The sequence below is a fragment of the Halomarina halobia genome, from assembly GCF_029338575.1.
Taxonomy (GTDB): domain Archaea; phylum Halobacteriota; class Halobacteria; order Halobacteriales; family Haloarculaceae; genus Halomarina; species Halomarina halobia.
Genome location: NZ_CP119992.1, coordinates 2,512,462 through 2,539,147, shown reverse-complemented (window position 1 = coordinate 2,539,147; position 26,686 = coordinate 2,512,462). Strand labels below are relative to the sequence as shown.

The window sequence follows — 26,686 nt, the reverse complement described above, 5'->3', positions numbered from 1 at the left end:
ATTTCCTATAGCGGAATGCAGTTTATCGTCCGAGTTGCGCCGTCGCTCACCGACAGCAGACGAGAAACCGGTATCGGCGGAACGCGGCCGCGGCCGGCCCGAGCTAGCCGATCTGCTCGCCGACCACGCGGTCCACCCACTCGACGAACGTCCGCTCGCTCCCGGCAGGGATGGTCGCGCCCGCCGCGACGTCGTGTCCGCCGCCCTTACCGCCGACGCGCGCGCTCGCCTCGCTCATCGCCCGCGAGAGGTCGAGTCCCTGGCGGACGAGCGCGTGCGTGCCGCGGGCCGAGACCTTGGTCTCCTCGTCGCTCTTCTCGGCGAAGGCGACGATCGGGACGTCGCGGTCGATGCCGTCCGTGCCGACGGCCATCCCGGCGACGATGCCGACGATGGTCTCGCGGATCCGCGCGCCCGCGTCGAACCACTGGACGTGCTCCTCGCGCGTGACGCCCTCGTTCTGCACCCACCGCAGACCCTCAGAGAGGTTTCGCCGGTGGTTGCGAAGCAGGTCGCGCGCGCGGTCGAGCGCGCCGTCCCGGTTGCCGAGGCAGACCGCGAGGCCCACGTCGGCGCGCTCGTAGCGCGCGGTGGCGTTGAGGAGCGTCGAGAACTCGCTCGCGTCCCTGAGTTCCGTCCCCGTCCGCTCGTCGAGCAGCGTGTAGGAGGTGCCGACGAGCCCGTCGATCCGGTGGGCGGGGACGCCGCGGGCGACGGCGCGGCGAACCAGCGCGCTCGCGACCGTCCGTCGCTCCTCGTCATCGAGCGAGGCCCACGTCCGCCACTCGCCGTCCTCCTTCAGGTCCAGGCCGAGGTCGGAGAGGAAGGCGACGCTGCCCGACTGGCTGTTGGCGATGCCGGGGATGGGAACGTCGGCGTACTCGAGTAGTTTCGGGAGGGGACGGGTCTGCCGACCGTAGAGCGCGAGGTCGGTCGCCTCCCCCAGCACGCCCGCCTCGACGCCCTCGCGGACGATCGCCTCGTTCGCGCCGGAGAGCGCGCCGTCCGCGGCCTGCATGTCGCCCACCGCACCCACCACCGCGAGCGCCGCGAGGTCCGCGTTCGCCGCGCTCGCCCGCCCGTCGCTACCCAGCGCTCGCGCGAGCACGTACGCCGCGCCCGCCCCGGAGAGCTCGCTCGCGCCGTCGATACCGAAGAGCAGCGGGTTGAGGTGGAACTCGGTGTCCGCGTCCGCGGGCTGGTGGTGGTCCGCGACGACGGGGGTGAAGTCCCCGCGCTCCTCGTGGCGGACGACGTCGTCGAGTTGTCCGCTCCCGAAGTCGGTGAACAGGACGGTGTCGTAGTCGGTCGCCGCGATGGTGGCGATCTCGTGGGCGTCGAGTTGCTTCTTGAACACCGCCTCGAAGTCGATGCCCGCCCGCGCGAGCGCGGTGCTCGCGATCGCGGCGCTCGTGAGTCCGTCGGCGTCGATGTGGGAGGCCAGCAGGACCGAGTCGGCCTCGCGCAGTCGCTCGGCGCAGGCGTCGGCGCAGTCTGCGAGTTCGGGGACGGGACCGGTCACGGTAGGAGGTACGACCCGTCTCCGATTTAAACTCTCGTTCCGGGATCGTGTCCGCGCCAGTGGGGTCGCCCGGAGTCCGAGTCGCCGGCGTGCGGGGTACGGGCGTTCACGCCCGTCTCCGAACGCCAGCGAGCAGCAGTGTCGCGAGCAGCGCGCACCCGGCGAGCAGGCCCCACCCCGCCGCGTAGCCCGCGGAATCCGCGAGCAGCCCGAACGCCGGGGGCGCGACGATGCCCCCGACGTTGATGGCCGTCTGGCCGCCCGCGGTCGCCGCGCCTACCTCGTCGACGTCGACGAGGTCGCTCATGCAGGAGTAGAAGACCCCCATCGCCCCGAGGACGGAGACGCCGACGCCCGCGAACAGCGCGACCGTCACGGGGAGCGATTCGATCTCGAGCGCGAGGAGGGCGAACAGGCCGACCGCGACCGCGACCTGGGCGAGCGCGACGGTGGCCGCCCCGCGCGCGCCGCCGAGTCGGTCGGCGAGGCCGCCCGCGCCGACGCGGCCCAGGCTCCCGGTCACCTGCGCGAGCGCGAGGACGACCCCGCCCACGGCGGCGCTCCGGCCGACCACGTCCTCCACGTAGAGGATGACGTACCCCAGGGTGGTGAAGATCGACGCGCCGACGAAGAACCCCGCGAGGACGAGCAGGACGTACGCGCGGTTCGCGCCCAGCCCCGAGAGGTCGGGCGGCGCGACGGTTCCCGACCCCTCGGTCCCATCGTAGAGGGCGAGAAAGCCGAGCGCGTAGCCGCCCGCGACCGCCGCGATCACCCAGAAGCCCGCCTGCCACGCCGCGACCGCCGCGACGCCGGTGACGACCAGCGAGGCCGCCCCGCTCCCGGCGGTGACGCCGACCTGCTTCAGCCCCATGGCGAGGTTCTCGCGGCCGGCGGGTGCGCTGGCGACGATCCCCCGGTTCGAGGCGGGCATGGCCGTCGAGTAGGCCGAGCCGAGCGCCGCGCCCGCGAGGAGCAACAGCGCGTAGGAGGGGGCGAACGACACGCCGACGGCGGCCGCCGCCAGTCCAACGAGGCCGACGAGCATCACGCGCTTCTCGCCCAGCGCGTCGACGGCCGCGCCGCTGGGAAAGAGCGCGACCGTGTACCCGACCATCGCCGCCGTCAGGAACACGCCCACGAGCGCCGCCGAGAGGTCGAACGCCTCGCGGACGAACCCCGTCGCGGCGAAGACGCTGTAGTAACAGAGGCTCGCGGCGGTCTGCCAGCCCGCCACGGCCGCGACCGAACGCCAGTTACCCTCACCCGACACGGGAGTCCAGAAGCACCTCACATCGCGGTACAGAGCACCGCCCGATAACCCTGACGAGTCCCGGCGGTCACCCGTCTCGACGGCTCCCCGCCGGCGAGTCCCTCACCCGCCGTCCGCGCTCCCGAGGCGCTCGACCGCCGCGCGCGCCAGCGCCTCGAACGTCGCCGTCTCCGGCACCACGTCCACCTCGACGCCCGCCGCCGCGGCCCGGTCGCGGGTCGGTTCCCCGATCGCGCCCACGACCGCCCCGTTCAGTCCCGCCACGGCCGCCTCGCGCACGCCGCGCTCCGCCGCGGCGTCGAGGAAGTGCGCGACGGTGAGCGAGGAGGTAAAGAGCGCCGCGTCGAGGTCGCCCGCGGCGGCGAGTTCGGCCGAGTCGCCCGACTCGGGGGGGCGGACGAGGCGGTAGAGGACCGTCTCGTGGACGTACGCCCCGTCGTCGTTCAGGCCGTCGGTGAGCACCGACGAGCCGTGGTCGCTCCGGGCGACCTCGACGCGCGCCCCCGCCGCGCGGTCGCGCAGCGCCGCCACCAGGCCCGCGGAGGAGAACTCCTCGGGGATCAGGTCGACCCGGTAGCCCGCCCGCCGGAGCGCGTCCGCGGTCCGCTCGCCGATGGCGCACACCGCCGCGTCGTCGGCCGGACGCCACCCCGCCTCGGCGACGAGTTCCGCACCGGTCCTGCTCGTGAGGACGACGCAGTCGGCGTCCTCGCGGGGGATCGCGCCCGTCGGTTCGACTGCGAGCATCGGGTCGGTGACGGGCACGGCGTCGAGGTCGCGCAGGAGATCGCACGCCCGCGCGAGGCGCTCGTCGTCGGGGCGGAAGACAGCTACCCTATGCACGGGACATCACCTCGGGCGTGCCATCCGCCAGTACGATCCCCCGCGTCCGGCACCCCTGGCGGACTCGAAGGGCGAGCGTTCTCGGCGAAGTATGCCGACGCAAGCACGCGAACGAGCGTAGCGAGCGAGCGCGCGCAGCGAGGTGCACGAGTCGAGAGTGCGAGGGCTTCGAAGGCGTTCTCGATTCCTCTCCCGGCTCCTTCACTCGTTCAAGCGGCGCGTTCATCGATCGTTCACCTCGTTCTCGAGGAATTCGGCCACGCGCTCGCGGGTCGCCGCCACCTCGCCGACGACGGTGATAGCGGGCGGTTCGATCCCCTCGCGATCGCGCACCTCGACGATCGTCGCGAGCGTGCCGACGGCGACGCGCTGGTCGGGCCACGTCGCCCGCTCGATCAGCGCGACGGGCGTCTCGGGGGCCATCCCGGCCGCCCGAAGCGCGCCGACGTAGTCGGGGAGCCTCCCGACGCCCATCAGCACGACGAGCGTGCCGCCGGTCGCCGCGAGCGCCTCCCAGTTCACCGCGGACTCCGCCTTGGTCGGGTCCTCGTGGCCCGTCACGAACGTCACCGACGAGGCGTGATCCCGGTGGGTGACGGGGATTCCCGCGACCCCCGGCCCGGCGACGGCGCTGGTGACCCCCGGGACGACCTCGAAGGGGATCCCGCGCGCGGCGAGGTGCTCGGCCTCCTCGCCGCCGCGCCCGAAGACGAACGGGTCGCCGCCCTTCAGCCGGACGACGGTCTTCCCCTCGCGGGCGAGTTCGACCAGGCGCTCGTTGGTGTACTCCTGGGCGGTGCGCTCCCCACCGGCGCGCTTGCCGACGTCCTCGCCCCGCCCCTCGGGGATCAGGTCGATCACGTCGGGTCCCGGTAGCTTGTCGTGGAGGACGACGTCGGCCGCCGCCAGCAGTCGGCGGGCCTTCACCGTGAGCAGGTCGGGGTCGCCGGGGCCGCTGCCGACGAGGTAGACGCGACCGACCGCGTCGGGTTCGTGGGCGTCGTCGTCGGTCTCGCGCGACCCGCGCGTCTCGGGAGGCGTATCGCTCATCTCACTCCTCGCGGGTGCCCTCCGTCGTCCGGCGGGCGTCCTCGATCAGGTCGGCCGCGCCGCGCTCGCGGAGCGCCTCGGCGAAGCGGCGGGCCTCCTCGGGGTGCTTCTCGACCGACAGCGAGCGCGTCTCGCGCACCTCCTCGCTGCCGTCGGGGGCGAGCACGCGCGCGACGACGGTGACGCGCTCGCCCTGCAGGCGCGCGTGGACGCCGATCGGGGCGATACAGCCGCCGCCGAGGTGCTTCAACACCGTGCGCTCGACGGTCGTCGTCACCCGGGTCGGCGGGTGATCGAGCGCGTCGCGCAGGCGTTCGGCGACGTCGGCGTCGCTCGCCGTCACCGCGAGCGCGCCCTGTCCGGCCGAGGGGACGAACGCCGTTGGGGAGAACTGCCGGAACGAGAGGTGGTTCGTCAGCCCCGAGCGGTACAGCCCCGCCTCGGCCAGGACGATGGCGTCGAACGCCGTCTCGACCTCGCGGCCGAGCGCCCGCCGCTCCAGTTCGGAGCGGTCGTCGAACCACTCCTCGGTGGTTCGCTCGTAGGGGCCGTCCTCCCCCTCCTCGCCCTCCTCCGCTTCCTCGGCTTCGAGGCGCGCCTCGTGTTCGCGCTGGAGCGACGGCGCGAGCAGCTTCTCGGCGCGAGTGTCGACGTTACCCCGGAGCGGTCGCACGTCGAGGTCCGGCCGGGCGGCGAGCAGTTGCGCCTTCCGACGGAGGCTTCCCGTCCCGACGGTCGCCCCGTCGGGGAGGTCCGCGAGCGCGGTGCCGTCCGGCGTCACGAGCACGTCGCGCGCGCTCGCCCGGGCGGGGACGCCGGCGACGACGAGGTCCTCGGGGAACTCGGTCGGCATGTCCTTCATCGAGTGGACGGCGGCGTCGACCTCGCCCGCGAGCACCTTCTCGTCGAGGCTGCGGACGAACGCGCCGGTCTTTCCGAGGCGGTGGATGAGTTCGTCCCGGATCTGGTCGCCCCGCGTCTCCACCTCGACGAGTTCGACCGTCCGTCGGGGGGATTCGAGGGCGGCCCGTACCTCCCCCGCCTGTCGGAGCGCGAGCGTCGACCCGCGCGTGGCGAGGCGGAGCGTCTGGCCGCGTGCAGTCATACGCGTCCCTCGGCAGTCGGGAGGGAAAAGCGGTTCTATGACCGCCCCGGGCCGCGGTCCTCGCTCACTCACGGCTCGCCGACGTGCTGGTGACGGCGGTAGAGGTAGTAGACCGCGACCGCCGGCTGGATCGGCACCCCCTGGGCGAACAGCCCGACGACGGCGACGAGCGCGTAGAGCACGGGATCCGGCTCCCAGCCGACGGCCGCCCCGCGGACGGCCGTCGCGTCGAAGTAGAGCGCGACGGGCAGCGCGACGGCGAGTGCGAAGCCGAGGAGGACGAAGGGGACGATCACGAGGAGCGCGAGGCCGAACGCGCCGGGCAGGAAGAGCGACGGGTCGAGGAAGAACCCGCCGACGAACGCCGCCATTCCGACGAGGAACGCGAGCGCACCGACGGCGAACGCGAGCACCCAGAAGGCCGCGGCGGCCGCGACGACGAGCCACCAGCGCGACTCGACGGCCGCGCGGTCGGTGGTCGTGACGGGATGCTCCATGTCGGTAACACTCGCTTCCGAGGCGATAAGCGTTAGTGGGTCGACCGTCGCACCGACGCGGCCGTCGGAGACGGCGTCCCGACCCGATTCCCGCCCCTCGGGGCTATCGGGGCGTCACTCGAAGTACGCCTCGTACGCTTCGAGCGTCTCCTCCACGTCCTCCTCGGTGTGGGCGTAGCTCACGAACTGGCACTCGAACTGGTTCGCCGTCAGCATGATCCCGCGCTCCGCCATGAACGGGCGGAAGAGGCGCTCCCAGCGCTCGGTCTCCGCGCGGCGCACGTCGCCGCCGGTCTTGGGACACTGCTCGTAGCGGGCGCAGTCGGGATCCTGCGCGCAACCCGCGGTGCACGCCTGGTCCTGGGCGGGCGTGCTCGCGCGCGTGAAGACCACCTTGAATAGGCTGTCGGTGCCGACGACGGTGTACTCGGGCGCGTGATCGGCGACGACGTCGACGAGCCCCTCGCGCAACCGCTCGCCGAGCGCGTTCACGTGGTCGTACACGTCGTGTGCGGCGGCGTACTTGAGCGTCTCTAGGCCGGCAGCCATGGTGACCGGGTGCCCCGAGAAGGTTCCCGACTGGAAGACGTCACCCGCGGGCGAGAAGTGTTCCACGATCTCCGCGCGACCCCCGATCGCGCCGACGGGGAACCCGCCCCCGACGATCTTCCCGAACGTGGTCAGGTCGGGCGTGACGCCGAACGTCCCCTGGGCACACTCGAGGCCGCCGACGCGGAAGCCGGTGATCACCTCGTCGAAGATCAGCAGCGAGCCGTACTCGTCACAGAGGTCGCGCAGCGTCCCGTGGTAGCCGTCGACGGGCATCGTGATGCCCGTGTTGCCGAGGATCGGCTCGACGAGGACCGCCGCGATCTCCTCGCCGTGGCGCTCGAACACCTCCCGGGCGGCCTCCTCGTCGTTGAACGGCACGGGGATCGTCTCGCGCGCGAACGCCGCCGGCACGCCGCTCGTGGAGGGCGTCGGGTGCTCGGCATCGCCCTCCACGAGCGTGGACTCCTGTGCGCCGTGGTAGCCCCCCCGCATGACGACGATCTTGTCCCGCCCGGTGTACCCGCGCGCGAGGCGCACCGCCGACACCGTCGCCTCGGTGCCGGAGTTGACGAAGCGGATCATCTCGACGCTCGGGACGTGCCGGACGACGAACTCCGCGAGGTCCACCTCGACCTCGGTCGGCGCGCCGTACATCGGTCCCTCGCTCGCGGCGCGCTGGATCGCCGCCTCGACAGGTTGGGGCAGGTCGTGGCCGAGCAGCAGCGGGCCGTAGCCCATCACGTAGTCGATGTAGCGGTTGCCGTCCACGTCGATCACGTGCGCACCGTCGCCACGCCGGACGAACGTCGGGTACGGCTGGACCGCTCGCACGGAGGAGTTGACGCCACCGGGCATGACCGACAGCGCCCGGTCGTAGAGGTCACGAGACGTCTCGCGGTTCATGAGCGGGGGTTCGGACGGGGCCGGCAAAGACGTTTCTCAACCACCGCCTTTTGCTGCGCGGGCGGCTTCGCCGCCCGCTGGCAAAATCTGCATTGTGAGACGCGTCGCGTCTCACAGGCTTCCAGAACCGCGAGCGGTTCTGGAAGGACCAAAATCCTCCTCACCCCCTCAGTCGCTGCGCTCCTTCGGGGGTTTGTCGGTCCGCTCCCTCGCTCACTGCGTTCACTCGGTCGCGGTGGGAACTCGTAGTGCGACGGTGGAAATCGGGTTCGCCGTCGCCAGATGAGCTTTTCCGATATCGCCGGCGGATTCGCCGCGAGCGAGCTGACGCACCCGATCCCCGGAGCTCCCGCGAGCCGACGGCGAGGGGGAGCACGCTGAACTCGCAGTATTCGTCCGGCGGAGGAGGTGAGACCTGGTCGCCGGAGAGATGTTATCCTGCGCTTGTCAGCGACGCGAAGCGCGACGCTAGCGACGTGTTAGCAACGCGTCTTGGCGAACAGGCGACGCCGTGGCCGGGGGTCGCGGGGCGTGGCGTCGCACAACCGCGAAACACCCCGCAACGAGCGTCAGATCACGGGAGCCTCTGGCCCCGCTTTCGGTTATAAAGGTACGGGGCGGTAGGCCGGTTTACCACCGCCGCCGCCAGCGTAGCAGCCGCGAGTGAGGGCCGGCAGGCCCGAACGAGCGGACCGAGGAGCGACCGCAGTTCCCGCGAGCCGGAGGCGAGCGGGAGCACGCCGGACGAGCACCGTGAGTCCGGCGGTGGGAGTGACGAGGGTTTTGGTCCAGATTTTGCCAGGGAGTCGGCGGCGACCGCGAAGCGTGTCGCCGCCACACGACCGCAGCAAAAGGTGGTGTTACACCGCGTCGACGCCCGTCTCGCCCGTCCGGATCTGGTAGGCGTCCTCGACGGGCAGAACGAACACCTTCCCGTCGCCGGGTTCGCCGGTGCGGGCCGCGTCGCGGATCGCCTCCACGACCGTCTCGGCGGGGATCTCCGCGACGACGCACTCCACCTTCACCTTCTGGTGGAGGTCGACGACGTACTCCTCGCCGCGCCACTGGCTCGTCCGCGCGGGCTGGGAGCCCCGCCCGCTGACGTTGGTGACGCTGAGCGAGGGAGCTCCCGCCTCGGCGAGCGCGCGCTTCACGTCGGCGAGTTTGTCCGGCCGGATGTACGCCATGACGAGCTTGATGCCGCCCTCGTTCGGAAGGCTGCCGCCGTCGGTGCGGATGCGTCCGCCGTCGGCCACCACCGGCTCGTCGCCGAGGTTGAATTCGGGGTAGGTCTCGACGCCGTGTTCGGAGATGTCGAGGCCGTCGATCTCGTGCTCGCGGGTGACCCGGAGCTGATCGATCGCCTTCAGTCCGCCGAAGACGAGCGCCGTCGCGAGGAACGTCCACCCGGCGATGACGGCCACGCCGACGAACTGCGGGACGATCAGCTCCGTGCTGACGACCCAGCCGCCGGCCTCGCCCACCGTGAAGAACGGCAGGAGGAGCGCGCCGAGGATGCCGGAGCTCCCGTGGACCGGGAAGACGGCGCACACGTCGTCGATCCGCAGGCGCTTCTCGACGAACTCGAAGACGAGCGGGAGCTGCGCCCCGGCGAGCAGGCCGATGATCGGCGCGGCCCACCAGACGATGGCGTCGGTGTTGCTCGTGATGCCGACGAGCCCCGCGAGCATCCCGTTCGCGACGTACAGCGTGTCCACCTTCCGGGTCCGGACGAGCGACACGGCGCTCGCGCCGATGGCCCCGGCGGCCATGCCGAGGGTGGTCGTGAGGGCGACGCGACCGAGCGCCGCGCCCAGGTACTCGCCGTCGGCGGCGTCGAGGACGGTCGCCTGGGTGCCGACGTTGAACCCGTACCAGCCGAAGCAGAGGATGAGCGTCCCCAGCACCGCGAACGTGATGGAGTGACCGGGGATGACGTTCGCGCCGCCGTCGGCGTTGTAGCGGTCGATCCGGGGGCCGAGGATCCACGCCGCGGTGAGCCCGGCGACGCCGCCCATGCCGTGGACGATCATGCCGCCGGCGAAGTCCGAGAAGCCGACACCGAAACCGAGCGCCCCGGCCGCCGAGAGGAGACCGTCGCCGGCCCACGTGAAGCCGAGGACGACGGGGTAGATGACCGCCGCCAGTACGATCGTGTAGGTGACGTACGCGCGGAGCTTCATGCGGCCCGCGACCGCCCCCGAGACGATGGTGGCGGCCGTCATGGCGAACACCGCGCCGAACAGCCAGCCGACCCACGCGTTCGGGTCGTTGACGTACTCGAAGCCGCCCGCCGCGCCGACGACGTTCGCGACGCCCTGGCCGACGAGGAAGAACGCCGTGACGCCGACCGACCACGTGAGCATGTTCTTGGTCAACTGGTTGGCGACGTTCTTCGAGCGGACCTGCCCCGCCTCAAGCATCGCGAAGCCCGCGTGCATGAAGAAGATGAGGAAGGTCACCGTCAGCACCCAGATGCCGTTGACGCTCTCGGCGATCGTCGCCAGGTCGGCCTGCAGGGGGATCATCCGACCACCCCCGGACTGTCGGATTGACTTTCGCCCAACTTTACCGCGTATTCCGCGAATACGTGTTTCGAATTCACGTTGAAGTGGCACGGAATCACGATACATAAACGCTTGCTTGACATATGGAAAATTACCCCCATTGTCAGGCACGAACGTCCAAAATTACCAATAATATTATCGATAATAGGCTGTCTTTCGTTCAGAAATTAGCCGTTCGTGGGGCAGAAATCCGAACGAACGTCGAACGCAAATATTGCCAGGCGGTCGGTTCGCGGTCGCGCGCGCCGGGATCTACCCCCTCCCCTCCGGCTGCCGAGTTACCGCCCGCGGTCGGTGGGGAGTTGTTCCGCGATCCGCTCGGCGAAGTACGTCAGGATCAGGTCCGCGCCGGCGCGCTTGATCGAGAGCAGCGACTCGCGGGCGACCTCGTCGAGGTCGAGCCAGCCCCGCTCGGCGGCTGCCTGGAGCATCGCGTACTCCCCACTCACGTTGTAGGCCGCGACGGGGTGGTCGAACTCCCGTCGGATCGCGCTCACGACGTCGAGGTAGGGGAGCGCGGGTTTGACCATCAGCACGTCCGCACCCTGCTCGACGTCGAGGCGCACCTCGCGCATCGCCTCGCGGGCGTTCGCGGGGTCCATCTGGTAGTGCCGCCGGTCGCCGAACGCGGGCGCGCCGTCGGCCGCGTCGCGGAACGGCCCGTAGAACGCCGACTCGAACTTCGCGGCGTAGCTCATGATCGGCAGGTCGGCGAAGCCCGCCCCGTCCAGCCCCTCGCGGACGGCCCCGACCATCCCGTCGGTCATGCTCGACGGTGCGACCATGTCCGCGCCCGCCTCGGCGTGGGAGACGGCGATCCGCGAGAGCAGGTCGAGCGTCTCGTCGTTTCTCACGGTGAGGGTGGGATCCTCTCGGGCGGACTCCTCCACGATACCACAGTGACCGTGGTCCGTGTACTCACAGAGGCAGACGTCCGTGATGACGTAGGCGTCGGTCTCCTCCGCGATCGCGCGGACGGCGCGCTGGACGACGCCGTCCTCGGCCCACGCGCGCGACCCCCGGGCGTCCTTCGACTCCGGGATGCCGAACAGAACGATCGCCTCGACGCCCGTTTCGCGTACCTCCCCGACGCGCGCGACCGCCTCCTCGACCGGGACGCGCTCGTGGCCGGGCATCGAGTCGATCGGGACGCGCTCGTCGGTCGTCGCGTCCACGAAGACCGGCGCGATCAGGTCGCTCGGCGAGAGAGTCGTCTCGCGCACCAGCGGGCGGACGCCGTCGGTGCGCAGTCTGCGCGGTCGGCGAACAGGGTCCATGGGCGCACTCGACGCTCCCGGAACATGCCGTTATCGCATCCGTCGCGGCGGCGCGCCGCTCGGGGAACGTCACGTTTCGTTCGAGTACGATTATGTCGCATCGATCAGCGAAAGGACTACGTGCGAGGCCGGGCCAGTGGTTCGCCGAGGGCCCTACGTCAGGGATGCGGCTTCACGATCGTCGCATGAAGAGTCGCACGGTCCAGTGCGAGGCGAGCAGACCCCGTACCGTCCCGCGCTAGTCGGATTGGCACACGAGAGGGCGATCACCGCTGCGGCTCTCCCCTCCATTCCCACCTGTGTCGAGGTCTTCGGAGCCCGTGGGTGAGCACGACGACCGAACCTCGTTTCCCACCTGTGTTCTGCGTTCACCGCCTCGTTCGAAGCGGCGGGGTCGGGAGCCAGCCTCGGCCTGCGACTAGCCCCCGTCTCCGAGAGACCTCAGTCCTCGGCCCAATCCTTGAGGTAGTTACCGACCGCGATAGGTCCGGTCGAAATACGGTCCTTCAGCGTCCGCTTTTCGGCTCGACACTACTACCCCGTGCGGATCGTTCGATGACCGACCACAGTTCCGTCAACGGAAGCATTAGTAGCGACGGGTGTCCACCCCACTCACATGGATTCCGGGGACGCTACCCGAGGTATTCGCGACGAGACGCTCGCCGTGTTCACGCAGTCAGGGTCTCCTCACGCGCCGCTGAGCACGAGCGAGGTCGCGGACGGACTCGGATGCGGGCGGCGAGCCGCCTACGATCGTCTCACGCGGCTCGTCGATCGAGGCGACCTCAGGACGAAGAAGGTCGGCGCTCGCGGCCGCGTCTGGTGGCGTCCGGTGGAGCCGTCGGATGCGGAACGCACCGGGCGCGAGCGCCCGCCTCGCGAACGGGAACGCCGCTTCCGCACGCTCGTGGAGGGGATCGAGGAGTACGCGATCTTCATGCTCGATCCCGACGGCCACGTGCGGACCTGGAACGAGGGGGCCGCGCGCATCAAGGGGTACGACCGGGGGGAGATCCTCGACGAACACTATTCGGTCTTCTATACGGAGGACGACGTCGAGGCGGGCGTCCCGGAGCGGAACCTCGCGAGCGCCGTCGAGGACGGTTCGGTCGAGGACGAGGGGTGGCGCGTCCGCGCCGACGGATCGCGTTTCTGGGCGAACGTGACGATCACCGCGCTCTACGACGACGGCGACCTCGAAGGGTTCGCGAAGGTGACCCGTGACATGACCGAGCGCCACGAACGCGAGAGGCAGCTCCGCCGCGAACGCGACGTCACCGACCGAATCCTCGAGGTCGCCCCGGCGAGCATCGCGGTCGTCGATCCGGACGGGGGACTCGTCCAGGCGAACAGGCGGATCGACGAGCGGCTCTCAGTGTTCGATGCGAGCGCGGACGACTACGCGGTGGGCGACTGGGACCTGTTCGACGAGACCGGCGCGTACGTCCCGACGGCGGAGCGCCCGTACATGCAGGTGTTCGAGACGGGCGAGCGCGTCTCCGACTGGCGTGGACAGGTCGAGACGCCCGACGGCGAACGCCGGTGGCTCTCGATCGACGCGGTCCCGCTCGACGCCGACGGGAACGAGATCCGATGGGTCGTCATGAGCGCCGAGAACGTCACTCGGATCGAGGATCAGGCCCGACGGCTGGAGCGACAGCGAGCGGATCTCGAACGCGAGTTGGACGAGGTGTTCGAGCGGATCGACGACGCGTTCTTCGCGCTGGACACCGAGTGGCGCTTCGCGTACGTGAACGAGCGGGCCGAGCACTTCCTCGAGAGGACCGAGGCGGAACTACTCGGCAACAGCGTCTGGGAGGAGTTCCCCGAAGCCGTCGGTTCGACCTTCGAGGAGGAGTACGAGCGGGCGATGGGAACCCAGCGCTCGGTCAGCTTCGAGGAGTACTACCCCCCGCTCGACGGCTGGTTCGAGGTCCGCGCGTACCCGTCAGAGACGGGACTCTCCGTGTACTTCCGCGACGTGACCGAGCGCAAGGAGCGCGAACGCGACCTCGAACGATACGAGACGATCGTCGAGACCATCGACGACGGCGTCTACGTCCTCGACGAGGAGTATCGCTTCACGGCGGTCAACGAGGCGTACGCCGGGATGACCGGCTACGGCCGCGACGAACTGCTCGGCGCGCACTGTTCGCTCGTCGGCGGCGAGGAGACCTCGGCCGACGCTGCGGCTCTCTCGCGGGAAATGACCGCGGCGAACGGCGAAAGCGAGACCCTCGAAGCCGAACTCCTGTGCGCCGACGGCGATCGACTTCCCGCCGAGAGTCGGTTCACGGCCCTCCCCGCCGCCGACGGGGAGTTCCGAGGAACCGTCGGCGTTGTACGCGACCTCTCGGAGCGCAAGGAACGCGAGCGGGCGCTCGAGAGATCGGAGCGTCGCCACCGTGCGCTCGCCGAACACTTCCCCAACGGGGGCGTTGCGCTGTTCGGCACGGACCTGCGGTACACCCTCCTCGAGGGGACCGTCTTCGACGACTACGAGGTTCCGACGCACGAACTCGTCGGGCGTCGGGTCGGAACCCTCGCTCCCGACCCCGAGACGCGCGAGCTGGTGGAGCGGTACTACGCCGCCGCACTCGACGGCGAGACGAACTCGTACGAGTTCGAGTGGAACGGCCGGGAGTTCCAGGCGTGGACGCGCCCCGTGACCGACGAGGACGGAAACGTGTTCGCGGGGATGGTCATGACCCAGGACGTGACGGACCGAAAGCGGCGCGAGCGCGAACTCGAGCAGTACGAACGGATCGTCGAAACGATCTGGGACGGCGTCTACGCGGTCGACGGGGACGACCGGTTCGCGCTGGTCAACGAGGCGTACGCCTCCATGTTCGGGTACGAACCCGAGGAGCTGCTCGGCGAGCGCGTCTCGCGCGTTCACGGCGACGCGATCAACGAGAAGTTCCGTCGGCTGAACGGGGAGATGGTAGGCGGCGAGCGCGAGCGGGCGTCCGTCGAACTGGACCTCCGGACGGCCGAGGGCGAGACCGTTCCGACCGAGACGAAGTTCGGCCCGTATCGGATCGACGGGGAGCGGTACGGGCGCGTCGGCGTGACGCGCGATATCACCGAGCGGAAGCGAAGCGAGCGGCAACTCGAACGACAGCGTGAACGGCTCGCGGCGCTCGACGACCTGAACGCGGTCGTTCGCGACATCAACGAGGCGCTCGTCCGGCAGTCGACCCGCGAGGAGATAGAGCGGACGGTCTGCGAGCGACTGGCCGGGTCCGACTCCTACCGGTTCGCCTGGATCGCCGAGGCCGACTCGAAGGGCCGGTCGATACGACCGCGAGTGGAGGCCGGCGTCGACGGATACGTGGACGGGATCCCCGTCTCTATCGACTCGGACGATCCGACCGGGCGAGGACCGATCGGCCGAGCCGTCCGGACGAAGGAGATCCAGATCGTGGACGACGTGTTCGCCGACCCCGACTTCGAGCCGTGGCGCGACTACGCCGAGGAGTACGGGTACCGGTCGGTGGCCGTGCTCCCCATCGTCCACGAGGAGACCTTCTACGGGATCCTCGGCGTCTACGCGCTCCGAACGGACGCCTTGGCGGACGAGGAGCGCGAGGTGGTGAGCCACCTGGGGGAGGTCGTCGGCCACGCCATCGCGGCGGTCGACCGCAAGCGGGCGCTCATGGGCGACGAGATCGTTGAGATCGAGTTTCTCCTCCGCAATATTTCCGAGGGCACCGACGTTTCGACGGCGCTCGACGGGCCGATCACGTTCGATCGCACCGTCCCAGTCGGCGACGGGACGTACCTCGAGTACGGAACCGCGCCCGAAGACGCCGTGGCGCTCCTCGAGGCGCTCGTCGAACGGCTCCCCCACTGGGCGGACGTGACGGTCCTGAGCGAGGAGTTCGGCGACGTCGCGTTCGAACTGCGCCTCTCCGAGCCGCCCGTCGTGTCGGTCATCGCGTCCCACGGCGGCTACGTCGAGGAAGCGGCGATCGAGGGCGGCGACTTTCACATGACCGTCCACCTCCTGCCGAGCGTCGAGGTGAGGGAGATCACGGAGGCGATCCGGAGCGCGTATCCCGACATCGAGATGCTGGCGCAGCGACAGGTCAGTCGCATCGACGAGGCTCCGAAGCGGATCGAGCGGGCCTTCACGGAGAGCCTGACCGAACACCAGCGGGCCGCTCTCGAGGCCGCCTTCCACTCGGGGTTCTTCGAGTGGCCCCGCGACAGCTCCGGCGAGGAGGTGGCCGCCTCCCTCGGCGTGACCGCCTCCACGTTCCACCAGCACATCCGGCTCGCGGAGGGGAAACTCCTCGAGGCGTTGTTCGCCGAACCGCGATCGCTTCGACGCTGATCCCGTCGCACAGCGCCGGGAGAGCGGCGCTCCGACCTCGCGGAAATCGGTACCGTCGAGCAACGGTTTTCCGTCGCGCCCGCCAATTCGAGTCGGTGAGATGACGCATGGGGGAGACGGAGAGCGCGGGGAGCGACGGCGCGGCGAGCGACAGCGTGACCGGCCTGCGCGAACGCCTGGGCGGGTTCGTCGAACAGTTGAGCGACGCGACGAACGCGAGGACCGTCTACGCCGATCCCGTGGAGGTTGGCGACCGGACGGTCATCCCCGTGGCCCGCGTCGCGTTCGGCTTCGGCGGCGGCTACGGACCGGGACGCGCGCGCGGCGATAGTGAGGGTGAGAGAGAGGATGAGGAGGGCGGCGGGGACGGGACGGCCGGCGACGCGGCGGGCGCTCCCGGCGAGGGGTGGGGCGGCGGCGGGGGCGTCAGCGCGACGCCGCTGGGCGTCGTTGAGGTGACCGACGACGGGGTGCGGTTCGTGCGGTTCGCGGACCGCCGACGCCTGGCGGGCGCGTTCCTGCTCGGCGTCCTCGCGGGCGCGGCGCTGCGGCGTCGGCGGTCGTAGAGAGACGGGAGGGGAGGGAGACTCTAGTCGTCGGCGGGCGCGGCCGACCGGTCGGCCTCCCTGCCGGCGGCGGTCGCGCCGTCGTGCGTCGAGACGGCCTCGGCGAGCAGCTCCGAGAGGCCGACGATCTCGATCTCGTCCTCGAAGCCGCCGGTCTTGCGACCGTCCTCGTACATCGTCATGCACATCGGGCAGGCGACGACGAACTTCTCGACGGCCGCACCGGCGTCGGTGTCCGAGAGCGCCTCGCGCAGGCGCTCCTCGCTCGGCTTCGAGTCCTCCTCTAAGTCCATCCAGAGGCCGCCGCCGCCGCCGCCACAGCAGAAGGAGTTGGCGCGGTTGCGCGGCATCTCGTGGAGGTCGCAGCCGGTCGCCCGGACGAGGTTCCGCGGAGTCTCGTACACGTCGTTGAACCGGCCAAGGTGACACGGGTCGTGGTAGGTGACGGTGTAGTCGAGTTCCGTCCCATCGAGGGGGAGCCGTCCCTCGGCGACGAGTTCCGCCACGACCTGCGTGTAGTGATACACCTCGATCTCGCCGTCAGCGTTCCAGCGTCCGTCGACGTCGAAGTCCATCATGGGGTCGTCCGCGAACTCCTCGAAGTCGACGTCCGGGTACTCGTTCTTGAACGTGTTGTAGGAGTGGGGGTCGGTGCAGACGAGCGTCTCGAACTCGCAGGCCTCGAAGGACTCGACGAGCGTCCCCGCCTGTTCGAGAAAGAGGAACTCCTCGCCGACCCGGCGGACGTCGTTTCCGTCGTACACCTCGTCGTCGTAGAGGATGCCCACGGAGGCGTCCGCGTGCTCGAAGAGGGTCGCGAGCGATCGGGCTACCCGCTTGTTGCGGTCGTCGAAGCTCGGGTAGTCGCCGACGTACCAGAGGTACTCGACCGGCTCCTCGCGGGCGTCCGCGATCTCGAAGTCGAGCTCTTCGGTCCAGTCGGCGCGCTTGCGCGCGGGATCGCCGAACGTGTTGCCCTTCTGCATCACGTTCTGGAAGACGTCCTGCATGCTCGGTCTGATGGCTCCCTCGTCGGTCATCTGGCGGTTCAGCCGGGTGAAGGAGTTGAGGTGCTCGATGTCCACCGGGCAGGCGTCCATGCAGGCCATGCAGGCCATGCAGGACTCCATCGTCACCGTGTCGATGACGCCGCCGCCGTCCGCGACGATCGGCCGCTCCTCGCCGCCCGCGTCGAGGGACTCGCGGTAGCTCTTGAGGTCGAGGATGACGTCGCGCGGGTCGAGGTGGCGGCCGGACGCCTTCGCCGGGCAGACCGACGAACAGCGACCGCACTTCGTGCAGGCGTCCTGGTCGAGCAGCTCCTTCCAGCTGAAGTCGTCGATGTCCTCCGCGTTCGTGTGCTCTAAGTCCACGGGGATGCCGGGCAGGCGCTTTCCCGCCCGCTCGTCGTGCGTCACCACGTTGGCGAAGCTCGAGATCATGTGGAACGGCTTCGCGTACGGGATCGCGGCGATGAAGACGAACGCGAGCAGCGCGTGCGACCACCAGGCGAGGGGATAGACCGCCCGCGCCGTCGCCTCGTCCACGCCGGCGATCGCGAACACGTCCGCGACGAACCAGCCGACGAAGCTCACCGTCTCGAACGACGGGAAGCCGGTCCCGAGGATGCGGATCCCCTCGACGGCGTAGCCGCCGACGCCGAGCAGGAACAGCGTCCAGACGAGGAAGTCGTCCTCCCAGCTGGTGTGCTTCCCCCAGAGCCGGTCCACGTTGACCACGTAGCGGCGGTAGAGCGCGACCCCGAGGCCGACGACGAACAGCAGGCCCATCGCGTCCATCACCAGCGAGTACGACAGGTAGAAGTCCCCGACGAAGAACGACGCCTGTCCGAGCCCCTTCGTCCAGAGGTCCATGTCGACGGCGAGGATGGTCGTCCCGATGAGCAGCGTCAGGAACCCCCAGAGGATGAACGCGTGCATCACCCCGCCGACGAAGTCGCGGTTGAACTGCTTCTCGTTCGATGCGACGATCTTCGCGGCGCGCGCGACGCGCCCGGGCAGGTCGTTCAGGCGGTCGAAGGCGTCCGCGCTCCCCCGCGAGTAGCGGGCGAAGCGCCGATAGACGCCCCACAGGAACACGACGATGGTGAGGACGGCGAGGTAGTAGAATATCAGCTCACCGACGGGCCCGATGAGCCAGAACGTCTCGCGCGTCACCTCCGTCCCCGCCTGCAACGGGTATGTCATATCCTATCAGCAACGAAGCACGGGGTTAAGTCTTACCAACGGTATCCACGTCGCGGGGAGTTTTTTCCGACGTTACCTCAGACGATCGCCCAGGTGAACAGTCCACACGCGAGCGCCAGTACCGGGGCGTCGCGCGGGCCGAGGGAAAGCGGGGGGAGCGTGGGGTTCCACGAGAGACAGCGCGCCCGCATCGCGAGCGAGAGCGCGTCGGTGCGACCGAGCGACCGGGCGAGGCCCGCCGTCGCCAACAGGCGAATCCGATCCGCGAGCGGTCGCTCGCCGCCGAGGCGGGCGTCCATCGCGCGCCGGGAGCGCCGGAGGTCGCCCCGCAGGACGGCGACGTGGCGGAAGACGAGGCCGACGCCGAGCGCGAGCACGCGGCCGGGCTTGCCGGGGACCAGCCACTGGACCGCGGCCTGCGACTCGCGCACGGGCGTCGTCCGGACGTAGGCGGCGCTGACGAGCACGACGAGCAGGACGCGATAGCTCGCCAGCGCCGGGGCGTAGGCGTCCGACGGGACGAACCACGGCGGGCCGAGCGCGAGCCCCTGCACCAGCGGGGCGAGGACGAGAAACGGGAGGAGCGCCCGGAGGTCGGAGAGCGCGGACAGCGGCGAGAGCCGCGCGGCCCCCAGCGCGACGGCGGCGACCGCGGTGCAGATCGCCAGCCCCCGCGGCGTCGTGTGCGCGACCGCGGCGGCGGCGAAGCCCGCCTGGACCGCGAGTTTCGTCCGCGGATCGAGGCGGTGGGCGAGCGTCCCGCCCGGCGCGTACGTCGTCACGGCTCCGCGGACGACCGGCGAGGGGGCGGTCTGACGCCGACGTCGGCGAGGCGGTCCCGGACCGCGTCGAGCGGCCCGTCGAGCGCGACGCGGCCCCCGGAGAGCGCCACCACCCGGTCCGCGTGCGCGGCCACGTCCCGGAGATCGTGGGTGACGACGACGACGCTCGTCCCGTCCCCGTGGAGGGCGACGAGGCGGTCCTCGACCGCCTCGCGCGCCGGCCAGTCCAGCCCCGCGAACGGCTCGTCGAGCACGAGGTGGTCGGGTTCCATGGCGAGCGCGCCGGCGATGGCGACCCGGGCCTGCTCGCCGCCCGAGAGGGCGTCGATCCGCTCGTCACCGCGACCGTCCATCCGCACCGCCGAGAGCGCCTCGCGCACGCGGCGGTCGACCTCCTCGCGCGGCAGGCCGAGGTTCTCCGGGCCGAAGGCCACGTCCGCGCCGACCGTCGCCGCGACGAACGACTCGCGTGGATCCTGGAACACCATCGCCACGGCGGTGCGGGCGGCGACCACGTCGGCCGCGACGGACCGGCCGTTCACCGACACCGTCCCCGAGTCGGGTTCGAGCAGGCCGTTGAAGTGGCGCACGAGGGTCGTCTTGCCGGAACCGTTGGCCCCCGCGAGGACGACGAACTCGCCGTCGTCGATCGCAAGCGAGACGCCGGCCAGTGCGCGCGCCTCGCCGTAGCGGTGGACGAGGTCGCGGGTTCGGATCACGCGTTCACGACGCCGCGATGGCGTCGCTGCGGACCACGCCGACCGCGGCGGCCATCTTCAGCGCCTCGGCGGGGATGAACGCCACCGCGGAGACGAGAAACGCCTCGTAGAGGCCGACGTTCGCCGCGAGGGCGAACCCGACGGTCCCGAGCGCGTAGATGATCGCCGTCCCGACGACCATCGCGCCCACGAGGCGGAGCAGGCCGACCGAACCCGGGTCGCGCGTCGCCCTCCCCCCGTGGACGATCGCGCCGATCGCGGCGGCGGCGATCGGGTACGACAGGAGGTAGCCGCCGGTCGGGCCGACGAACGCCCCGAGGCCCGACGACCCGCCGAGGAAGACGGGCGCGCCGAGCAGGCCCGCGACGAGGTACAGCGTCATCGAGACGCCGCCCCAGACGGGGCCGAGCAGGATGCCCGCGAGGAACACCCCGAGCACCTGGAGCGTAATGTCGGTCGGCGACACCGGGTTCGGAAAGGCGACGTACGCGAACGCGCCCGTGAGCGCCGCGAGCAGCGCCGCGCGCGCGACGTTCTCGACGGTCGCGTCCGGGACGAGGTCGACGGTCCCTTCGTTCGTGTTCATGTCGTCTCGCACGTATCCGTCAACTGCATTGAACCCGTCGGTTGACGGACGCACGCGGGCAGTAGATTCAAGTATCCGACCGGCGTTCAGTTTCAGCCACTAATGAACGAGAAGACCGCAGAACTCCGCGACATCTTTATCGACGTCACCGACGGGGACACCGTGACGGAAAAGCAGGAGGCGGCGCGCGGGTCGCTCACCGAGGACGAGGACCGGATCGACGACCGGATCGACGCCATCATCGCGCGCATGCGCGAGCAGTTTCCGTTCGAGACGGACCTCTCGACGGACGAACTGGGGCGGATCGTCCGGGGGTTCTTCGACGGTGAGAGCGACGCCCGACTCGCGGACGACGTGGGGGTCGGTCGGGAGACGCTCGTGCGCGCGCGTCACGACCTGCACCTCCTCCGCGAGCGCGAGCTGGACGCCCCCTTCGAACTGCCGCGCCTGCGCGAGCTCGTCGACGAGGAGCACACCGTCGCGGAGATCGCCGACGAACTCGGCGTCCCCGAGGAGACCGTCCGAGAGTACCGGACGGTCGCCGAGACGCGGATCGAGATGCGGAGCGTCAACGACCGCTTCCGGAGCGAGTTCGAGGAACTGCTCACCGACGCCGACCTCGCCGGGCACACCGAGGAAGTCCAGGAGGACGGCCTCGAGGAGGCGACCGACGGGATGGAGACGGACGTTTCATTCTAGCCGACCTTTTGCTGCGGTCGCGTGCGGCCGACCCGCTTCGCGGTCGGCCGCGGCTCCCGGGCAAAAGCTCGCTCAAAACCGCTCCTCACCCCCTCAGTCGCGCCTTCGGCGCTCCTTCGAGGGTTCGGCGCGTCCGCTCGCTCACTGCGTTCGCTCACGGCCAGCAGAGCCGGCCGTTCGCGTTGTCCGCGGGACTCTTCGAGTCCCGCGCTACTCGCGGTACGACTCGGGCGACACAACGTGACGTGGCGTGACGTGATACGACCCCGGCCGACGCGACGTGATCGCGGCGTAGATTCAAATACCGGAACGGGACCAGAGTACCCCGTGCACGCGTTCACCGACCTCGCGCTGGCCGCCTACTGCCCGCGGAAGCTCTACTACCGCCGGCGGGACGGCACCGACCCGCCCGAGCGCGACGAGCGCCACGAGCTGGCCTTTCGGTACCGGGAGCTGCTGGACCCGGCGACCGACCTCGCGGCGGAGCCGATCGACTGCTCGCCGACGACCTACCGCGTCGCGCTCGGTCGGTCGAAGGCCCGGGTCGACGCGTTCGAGGCGCTCGCGGACCCCCCGATCCGGGACGCGTTCCTCGAGGGCCGGCGGGCCCGCGGGATCGCCCACAAGGTGATCGAGGAGCCGCTCGCCCCCGCTATCGTCTCGGCCGGCGCGCCGCCGGAGAGCGGCGTCTGGCGGCCCCAGACCGTGCGGGCGGTGGCCGCCGCGAAGGCGCTCGCCTGGGAGCGCGAGACGCCGGTCGAGCGCGCCTACGTCGAGTACCCGACCCGCGGGGTGGTCCGCGAGGTGGAACTGACCGCCCGCCGCACGGGGCTGTACCGGCGGGCGGTGCGCACCGCCGCGAGCCTCGACGGACCGCCGCCGCGAACGCGCAACCGCGACAAGTGCGCACCCTGCGAGCACCGCGGGGAGTGCGGCGTTCGAACCCGGTCGCTGCAGTCGCTCAGGTCGCTCGTGGAATGACGCGGCGCGAGGCGGCGCAGGGCGACGCGATCACGGCGTAGGTTCGAGTACCGGAGCGGGGCAGGATACCGCTGTGGTCCGAGACCACGCGCGCACCCGCGACGGCGCTACCCCCGGTGGTCGGCCAGCCACGCCTCGATCGCGTCCGCGTTCGCTCCGCGCCGGTGGATCGTCCCGGCGGAGACGTTCACCACGGTGCTCTCGGTCCCCGGCGTCTCGCCGTCGTCGAGGACGACGGCGACGCCCTCGCGGACGGTCGGGTGAACGTCCGCGACGCGTCGGGCGCTCCCCGCGCCGCTGCGGTTCGCGCTCGTGGCCGTGACCGGCGTCGGCGCGACCCGGCGGAGCAGGTCGAGCGCCACCGGATGATCGGGGATCCGCACGCCGACACGCTCGCGGCCGCCGGTGAGCGCGTCCGGCACGGCCTCGCGGCGCTCCACGACGACCGTCACGGGGCCGGGGAGGAACGCGCGCATGAAGTCCAGTTCGCGCTCGGTCGGGCGCGCGTACCGACGAGCGGCGGCCACGTCGGGGACGGCGAGCGAGATCGGCCTGTCGCGGGCGCGCCCCTTCAGGTCGAACACCCGCTCGACGGCGGCCGGGTCGAGCGCGTCCGCGCCGAGGCCGTAGACCGTCTCCGTGGGGTAGACGACGGGCTCGCCGTCGCGGACGGCGGCGGCGGCCGCGTCGAGGTCGGATTCGGACACGTGGCTCATGAGCGGAGGTGAGCGCGCGGCGCGAAAAAGCGTGACGGGTTCGCCTACGCGGCCAGCGAGTCGATGGCCTCCTCGACCTCGTCGTAGTCGGGGAAGTCCGGCCACTCGCTCGCGACCCAGGCGTACCGTATCGTGCCCTCCCCGTCGACGAGGAAGACGGCGGGACGGGGCTCGCTCACGCCGGCCATCCCGTCGAGGTCGTTGACGATGCCGTACCGCTCGGCGACGCCGTTCTGGGGGTCGGAGAACAGCCGCGCGTCGATCCCGCGCTCCTCGATGAGCGTCTTGTGCTCGTACGGCGAGGAGATCGAGCACCCGACGACCTCGATCCGATCGCCCCACCCGCGGTCGCGGATCTCGTTCCAGACGTACGTCGAGGGGAACGCGCCGTCCATCGTGTGAAAGACGAGCAGCACGGGCCCCTCGGCGTAGAGTTCGGAGAGGGAGGCGTCCTCCCAGTACTCGTCGTTGACGAGCGGGCGGGTGAAGTCGGGGGCCTCCTCCCCGACGGAGGGGTGATCCGTCGGGCCGAGTTCGACGACGTCGAAGTCCACCATCAGGCGGCCCTCCGCTCGCCGTACTCGGCTTCGAGGTACTCGACGATGTTCGCGCTCTCGGACATCGTGACGCCCGTGTTCTCGTCGACGATCGCCGGGACGGTGCGCTTGCCGCTGATCCGCTTTACGACGTTGCGGTCCGCGTGCATCGGTTCGACGAACCGCGAGCGGTAGGGGAGATCCAGGTCGTTCAGGACTCGCACGACGCGCTCGCAGTACGGACACGCCTGGAGCCGATAGAGCGTGATGGTCGCCTCGGACATGCCCCTTCGTTCGGGCGTCGGTACCCTAAGCCCTTCGACGACCATGACAACGCTTAATCTCGACGGGCCAGAAGGGCATCCGTCAATGGGCCATCGTTCGTCAGGAGTCCTCACTCTCACCCCCGCCCTGCAGGTCGATATCGGACCAGTCGTGCTGTCCGATCTCCAGTTCACTCTCCTCGGCGTCGGCGTCATCGTACTGCTCATCGCCCTCTCGGCGTTCTTCTCGTCCTCGGAGATCGCCATGTTCTCGCTCGCGTCCCACCGCGTGGAGAAGCTCGCGGAGGACGGACAGCCGGGCGCGACGACGGTCAAGCAACTGAAGGAGGACCCCCACCGCCTGCTCGTGACCATCCTGGTCGGGAACAACCTGGTCAACATCGCCATGTCGTCGATCGCGACGGGGTTGCTCGGCCTCTATCTCACCGGCGGGGCGGCGGTCGCCGTCGCGACGGTCGCCATCACGGCCATCGTCCTGCTGTTCGGCGAGAGCGCGCCGAAGTCCTACGCTATCGAGAACACCGAGAGCTGGGCGCTCCGCATCGCCCGCCCGCTGAAACTGAGCGAGTACGTCCTCCTGCCGCTGGTCGTGACGTTCGACTCCCTGACGCGGGCGGTCAACCGCATCACCGGCGGCCGGGCGGCCATCGAGACCTCCTACATCACCCGCGAGGAGATCAGCGACATCATCGAGACGGGCGAGCGCGAGGGCGTCCTCGACGAGGAGGAGCGCGAGATGCTCCAGCGCACCCTCCGCTTCAACGACACCATCGCCAAGGAGGTGATGACCCCCCGCCTCGACATGACCGCCATCCCGAAGGACGCGACCATCGAGGAGGCGATCGAGACGTGCATCCAGAGCGGCCACGCCCGCATCCCGGTGTACGAGAACTCCCTCGACAACGTCGCGGGCGTCGTCCACATCCGCGATCTCGTGCGCGACCTCAACTACGGCGAGGTGCGCACGCTCGAACTGAACGACCTCATCCAGCCGACGCTCCACGTCCCCGAGTCGAAGAACGTGGACGAGCTCCTGCGGGAGATGCGCGAGAACCGGATGCACATGGTGATCGTCATCGACGAGTTCGGCACCACCGAGGGGCTGCTGACGATGGAGGACATCACCGAGGAGATCGTCGGCGAGATCCTGGAGGGCGAGGAGGAGGAGCCGATCGAGTTCATCGACGAGGAGACCGCGCTCGTCCGCGGCGAGGTCAACATCGACGAGGTGAACGACGCCCTGGAGATCGAACTGCCGGAGGGCGAGGAGTTCGAGACCATCGCCGGGTTCATCTTCAACCGCGCGGGCCGCCTCGTCGAGGAGGGCGAGGAGATCAGCTACCGGGACGTCACCATCCGCGTCGAGCAGGTGGACAACACCCGCATCATGAAGGCGCGCCTCTCGAAGGACCCGGAGTACGAGGAACCCGCGCCCGAGGGACTCTCAACCGAGTAGCGCGTCCAGCCCGGCCGAGACGGCGACGTAGGACCCGTAGCCGAGGACGACGGCCCCGACGAGCGAGGCCAGCCACGCGAGAACGGTCCTCCCCATCTTGCCCTTGCTGACGCCGGCACCGCCCGCGGCGTAGCCGCTTCCGACGACGGCGCTGACGATGATCTCGTTGAACGAGACCGGGACGCCGAGAAAGACCGCCACCTGCGCGATGACGAACGAGGGGATGAGCGCGGCGATCGAGCGCCGGGGGCCGAGCGAGGAGTAGTCCTGCGCGATCGCCTTTATCATCCGCGGAGCGCCGGTCCACGATCCCAGGAGGAGGCCGAACCCGCCGAAGAGGAGGACGGCGACGAGCGAGACGGTCACGCTGAACTGTTCGAGCAGCGGGAGGAGCGGCCCGATCGCGAGGCCCACCTGACTGCCGCCGGCGGAGAACGCCACGAGCGCGCCGAGCGTCAGCAGGAAGTGGCGCTGCCCGCGGATCTCGTCGGCGTCGAGATCGCGCAGGAGGAGAAACGCGAACAGACCCGCGATCGCGAGCGTGACGGCGGCCTCGCCGACCAGCCCCGGGAGGAAGTCGAGGCGGTCGCCCACCGCCTGCGCGAGAGACGCGCCCGACCCCGAGGAACCGAGCACCGTGAACTGGATGTTAGCGAGCACGACGCCGACGACGCCGCCGAGGAACGGGATCGCGACCCGCTCGGGGACCGACTCGTTGCGGAGCAGTCGGGCGGTCGCGTAGGCGACGCCGCCACCGACGAACGGGACGAGCACCCAGACGGCGCTGATCTGCCGGTACTTCGCCCAGGCGGGGTCGCCGCCGAGGGCGAGCCCGACGCCGATCACCGCGCCGGTGACGGTGAACGCCGTGGCGATCGGATAGCCCGTGAAGACGCCGATGGCGACGAGCGCCGCCGCGAGCAGCAGGGCGATGGTGGCCGCGAGCGGGCTGAGCGTGACGCCGCTGATGAGGCTGCGACCGACCGCTTCAGAGACGTTCGCCCCCTGCAGGACGGCACCGAGCAGGCCGAGCAGGCCGACGACGAACCCCGCCCGCATCACTGAGATGGCGTTCGCCCCGACCGCCGGGGCGAACGGGGTCGACCCGGAGGACCCGGCACCGATCGCCCACGCCATGAACAGGCTGGCGACGCTGGCGACGACGAGCGTGACGACGACGAGCGCGGAGACCATCTGTCGATGCGGTCTACTCGCTATGCCGTCAT

The 26,686-nt window shown here is 70.4% G+C and carries 21 protein-coding genes and 1 pseudogene; 5 read left to right on the top strand and 17 right to left on the bottom strand.

Features of this window, described 5'->3' with window-relative positions; genetic code table 11:
* Positions 1–103 precede the first annotated feature (103 nt).
* The 9 genes from recJ to hemB all read right to left on the bottom strand — a co-directional run bounded on the left by recJ (position 104) and on the right by hemB (position 11,589).
* Complete coding sequence (gene recJ, locus P1K31_RS13425) at positions 104–1,522, bottom strand: RecJ family nuclease (protein ID WP_276303835.1); 1,419 nt, start codon at positions 1,520–1,522, stop codon at positions 104–106.
* Between the two features lie 106 nt (positions 1,523–1,628).
* Positions 1,629–2,795, bottom strand: coding sequence for an MFS transporter (locus P1K31_RS13420; RefSeq protein ID WP_276303834.1), 1,167 nt, complete (start codon positions 2,793–2,795; stop codon positions 1,629–1,631).
* A 102-nt stretch (positions 2,796–2,897) separates the two neighbouring features.
* Entirely contained in the window at positions 2,898–3,638 is a 741-nt protein-coding gene (locus tag P1K31_RS13415; RefSeq protein ID WP_276303833.1) for a uroporphyrinogen-III synthase, read from the bottom strand.
* A 222-nt stretch (positions 3,639–3,860) separates the two neighbouring features.
* Positions 3,861–4,688 (bottom strand): uroporphyrinogen-III C-methyltransferase, encoded by an 828-nt coding sequence (cobA, locus tag P1K31_RS13410; RefSeq protein ID WP_276303832.1) that lies wholly within the window; start codon positions 4,686–4,688, stop codon positions 3,861–3,863.
* A gap of 1 nt (position 4,689) precedes the next feature.
* Positions 4,690–5,793: a hydroxymethylbilane synthase gene (gene hemC, locus P1K31_RS13405; protein ID WP_276303831.1), complete on the bottom strand. Its 1,104-nt coding sequence runs from the start codon at positions 5,791–5,793 to the stop codon at positions 4,690–4,692.
* A gap of 68 nt (positions 5,794–5,861) precedes the next feature.
* A complete protein-coding gene (locus tag P1K31_RS13400) occupies positions 5,862–6,290 on the bottom strand; it encodes a hypothetical protein (protein WP_276303830.1) in 429 nt (142 codons plus the stop codon).
* Positions 6,291–6,404: 114 nt separating this feature from the next.
* Positions 6,405–7,745 carry a glutamate-1-semialdehyde 2,1-aminomutase gene (gene hemL / locus P1K31_RS13395; protein WP_276303829.1) on the bottom strand — a complete coding sequence of 447 codons (1,341 nt, stop codon included), beginning with the start codon at positions 7,743–7,745 and terminating at the stop codon, positions 6,405–6,407.
* 860 nt (positions 7,746–8,605) lie between these two features.
* Positions 8,606–10,273 carry an ammonium transporter gene (locus P1K31_RS13390; RefSeq protein ID WP_276303828.1) on the bottom strand — a complete coding sequence of 556 codons (1,668 nt, stop codon included), beginning with the start codon at positions 10,271–10,273 and terminating at the stop codon, positions 8,606–8,608.
* Between the two features lie 317 nt (positions 10,274–10,590).
* Entirely contained in the window at positions 10,591–11,589 is a 999-nt protein-coding gene (hemB, locus tag P1K31_RS13385) for a porphobilinogen synthase (protein ID WP_276303827.1), read from the bottom strand.
* Between the two features lie 616 nt (positions 11,590–12,205).
* Here hemB and P1K31_RS13380 point away from each other — a divergent pair.
* The gene (locus P1K31_RS13380; protein ID WP_276303826.1) at positions 12,206–15,928 is read left to right on the top strand and encodes a PAS domain S-box protein; all 3,723 of its coding nucleotides are present in this window, start codon (positions 12,206–12,208) and stop codon (positions 15,926–15,928) included.
* 107 nt (positions 15,929–16,035) lie between these two features.
* Positions 16,036–16,494 (top strand): spore germination protein GerW family protein, encoded by a 459-nt coding sequence (locus P1K31_RS13375; protein ID WP_276303825.1) that lies wholly within the window; start codon positions 16,036–16,038, stop codon positions 16,492–16,494.
* A gap of 23 nt (positions 16,495–16,517) precedes the next feature.
* Here P1K31_RS13375 and P1K31_RS13370 read toward each other — a convergent pair whose 3' ends face one another.
* The 4 genes and pseudogenes from P1K31_RS13370 to P1K31_RS13355 all read right to left on the bottom strand — a co-directional run bounded on the left by P1K31_RS13370 (position 16,518) and on the right by P1K31_RS13355 (position 20,788).
* Positions 16,518–18,701, bottom strand: a complete 2,184-nt coding sequence (locus P1K31_RS13370; protein WP_276303824.1) for a heterodisulfide reductase-related iron-sulfur binding cluster — start codon at positions 18,699–18,701, stop codon at positions 16,518–16,520.
* 77 nt (positions 18,702–18,778) lie between these two features.
* A pseudogene (locus P1K31_RS13365) lies at positions 18,779–19,579 on the bottom strand (energy-coupling factor transporter transmembrane component T family protein); the annotation flags it as partial.
* Complete coding sequence (locus tag P1K31_RS13360; protein ID WP_276303822.1) at positions 19,480–20,202, bottom strand: energy-coupling factor ABC transporter ATP-binding protein; 723 nt, start codon at positions 20,200–20,202, stop codon at positions 19,480–19,482. The pseudogene P1K31_RS13365 and the gene P1K31_RS13360, both read right to left, overlap by 100 nt.
* A 4-nt stretch (positions 20,203–20,206) precedes the next feature.
* Positions 20,207–20,788, bottom strand: coding sequence for a biotin transporter BioY (locus tag P1K31_RS13355; protein ID WP_276303821.1), 582 nt, complete (start codon positions 20,786–20,788; stop codon positions 20,207–20,209).
* A gap of 102 nt (positions 20,789–20,890) precedes the next feature.
* On the opposite strand from P1K31_RS13355, the gene P1K31_RS13350 reads away from it, so the two are divergent.
* Positions 20,891–21,487, top strand: a complete 597-nt coding sequence (locus P1K31_RS13350; RefSeq protein WP_276303820.1) for a sigma-70 family RNA polymerase sigma factor — start codon at positions 20,891–20,893, stop codon at positions 21,485–21,487.
* A gap of 327 nt (positions 21,488–21,814) precedes the next feature.
* Positions 21,815–22,468 (top strand): CRISPR-associated protein Cas4, encoded by a 654-nt coding sequence (locus P1K31_RS13345; protein ID WP_276303819.1) that lies wholly within the window; start codon positions 21,815–21,817, stop codon positions 22,466–22,468.
* A gap of 107 nt (positions 22,469–22,575) precedes the next feature.
* Here P1K31_RS13345 and P1K31_RS13340 read toward each other — a convergent pair whose 3' ends face one another.
* Genes P1K31_RS13340 through P1K31_RS13330 form a run of 3 tightly spaced genes read right to left on the bottom strand, consistent with a single transcriptional unit; the run spans position 22,576 to position 24,004 of the window.
* On the bottom strand, positions 22,576–23,184 hold the full coding sequence (locus tag P1K31_RS13340) for an L-threonylcarbamoyladenylate synthase (RefSeq protein WP_276303818.1): 609 nt from the start codon (positions 23,182–23,184) through the stop codon (positions 22,576–22,578).
* Between the two features lie 44 nt (positions 23,185–23,228).
* Entirely contained in the window at positions 23,229–23,741 is a 513-nt protein-coding gene (locus P1K31_RS13335) for a redoxin domain-containing protein (protein ID WP_276303817.1), read from the bottom strand.
* Positions 23,741–24,004 (bottom strand): glutathione S-transferase N-terminal domain-containing protein, encoded by a 264-nt coding sequence (locus P1K31_RS13330; protein WP_276303816.1) that lies wholly within the window; start codon positions 24,002–24,004, stop codon positions 23,741–23,743. The genes P1K31_RS13335 and P1K31_RS13330 overlap by 1 nt, the downstream gene beginning before the upstream one ends.
* 85 nt (positions 24,005–24,089) lie before the next feature.
* Between P1K31_RS13330 and P1K31_RS13325 the strand changes: the two genes are divergently transcribed.
* Positions 24,090–25,460: a hemolysin family protein gene (locus P1K31_RS13325; RefSeq protein ID WP_276303815.1), complete on the top strand. Its 1,371-nt coding sequence runs from the start codon at positions 24,090–24,092 to the stop codon at positions 25,458–25,460.
* Here the strand turns inward: P1K31_RS13325 and P1K31_RS13320 are convergent.
* On the bottom strand, positions 25,449–26,654 hold the full coding sequence (locus P1K31_RS13320) for an inorganic phosphate transporter (RefSeq protein WP_276303814.1): 1,206 nt from the start codon (positions 26,652–26,654) through the stop codon (positions 25,449–25,451). The genes P1K31_RS13325 and P1K31_RS13320 overlap by 12 nt on opposite strands.
* Positions 26,655–26,686 lie beyond the last annotated feature (32 nt).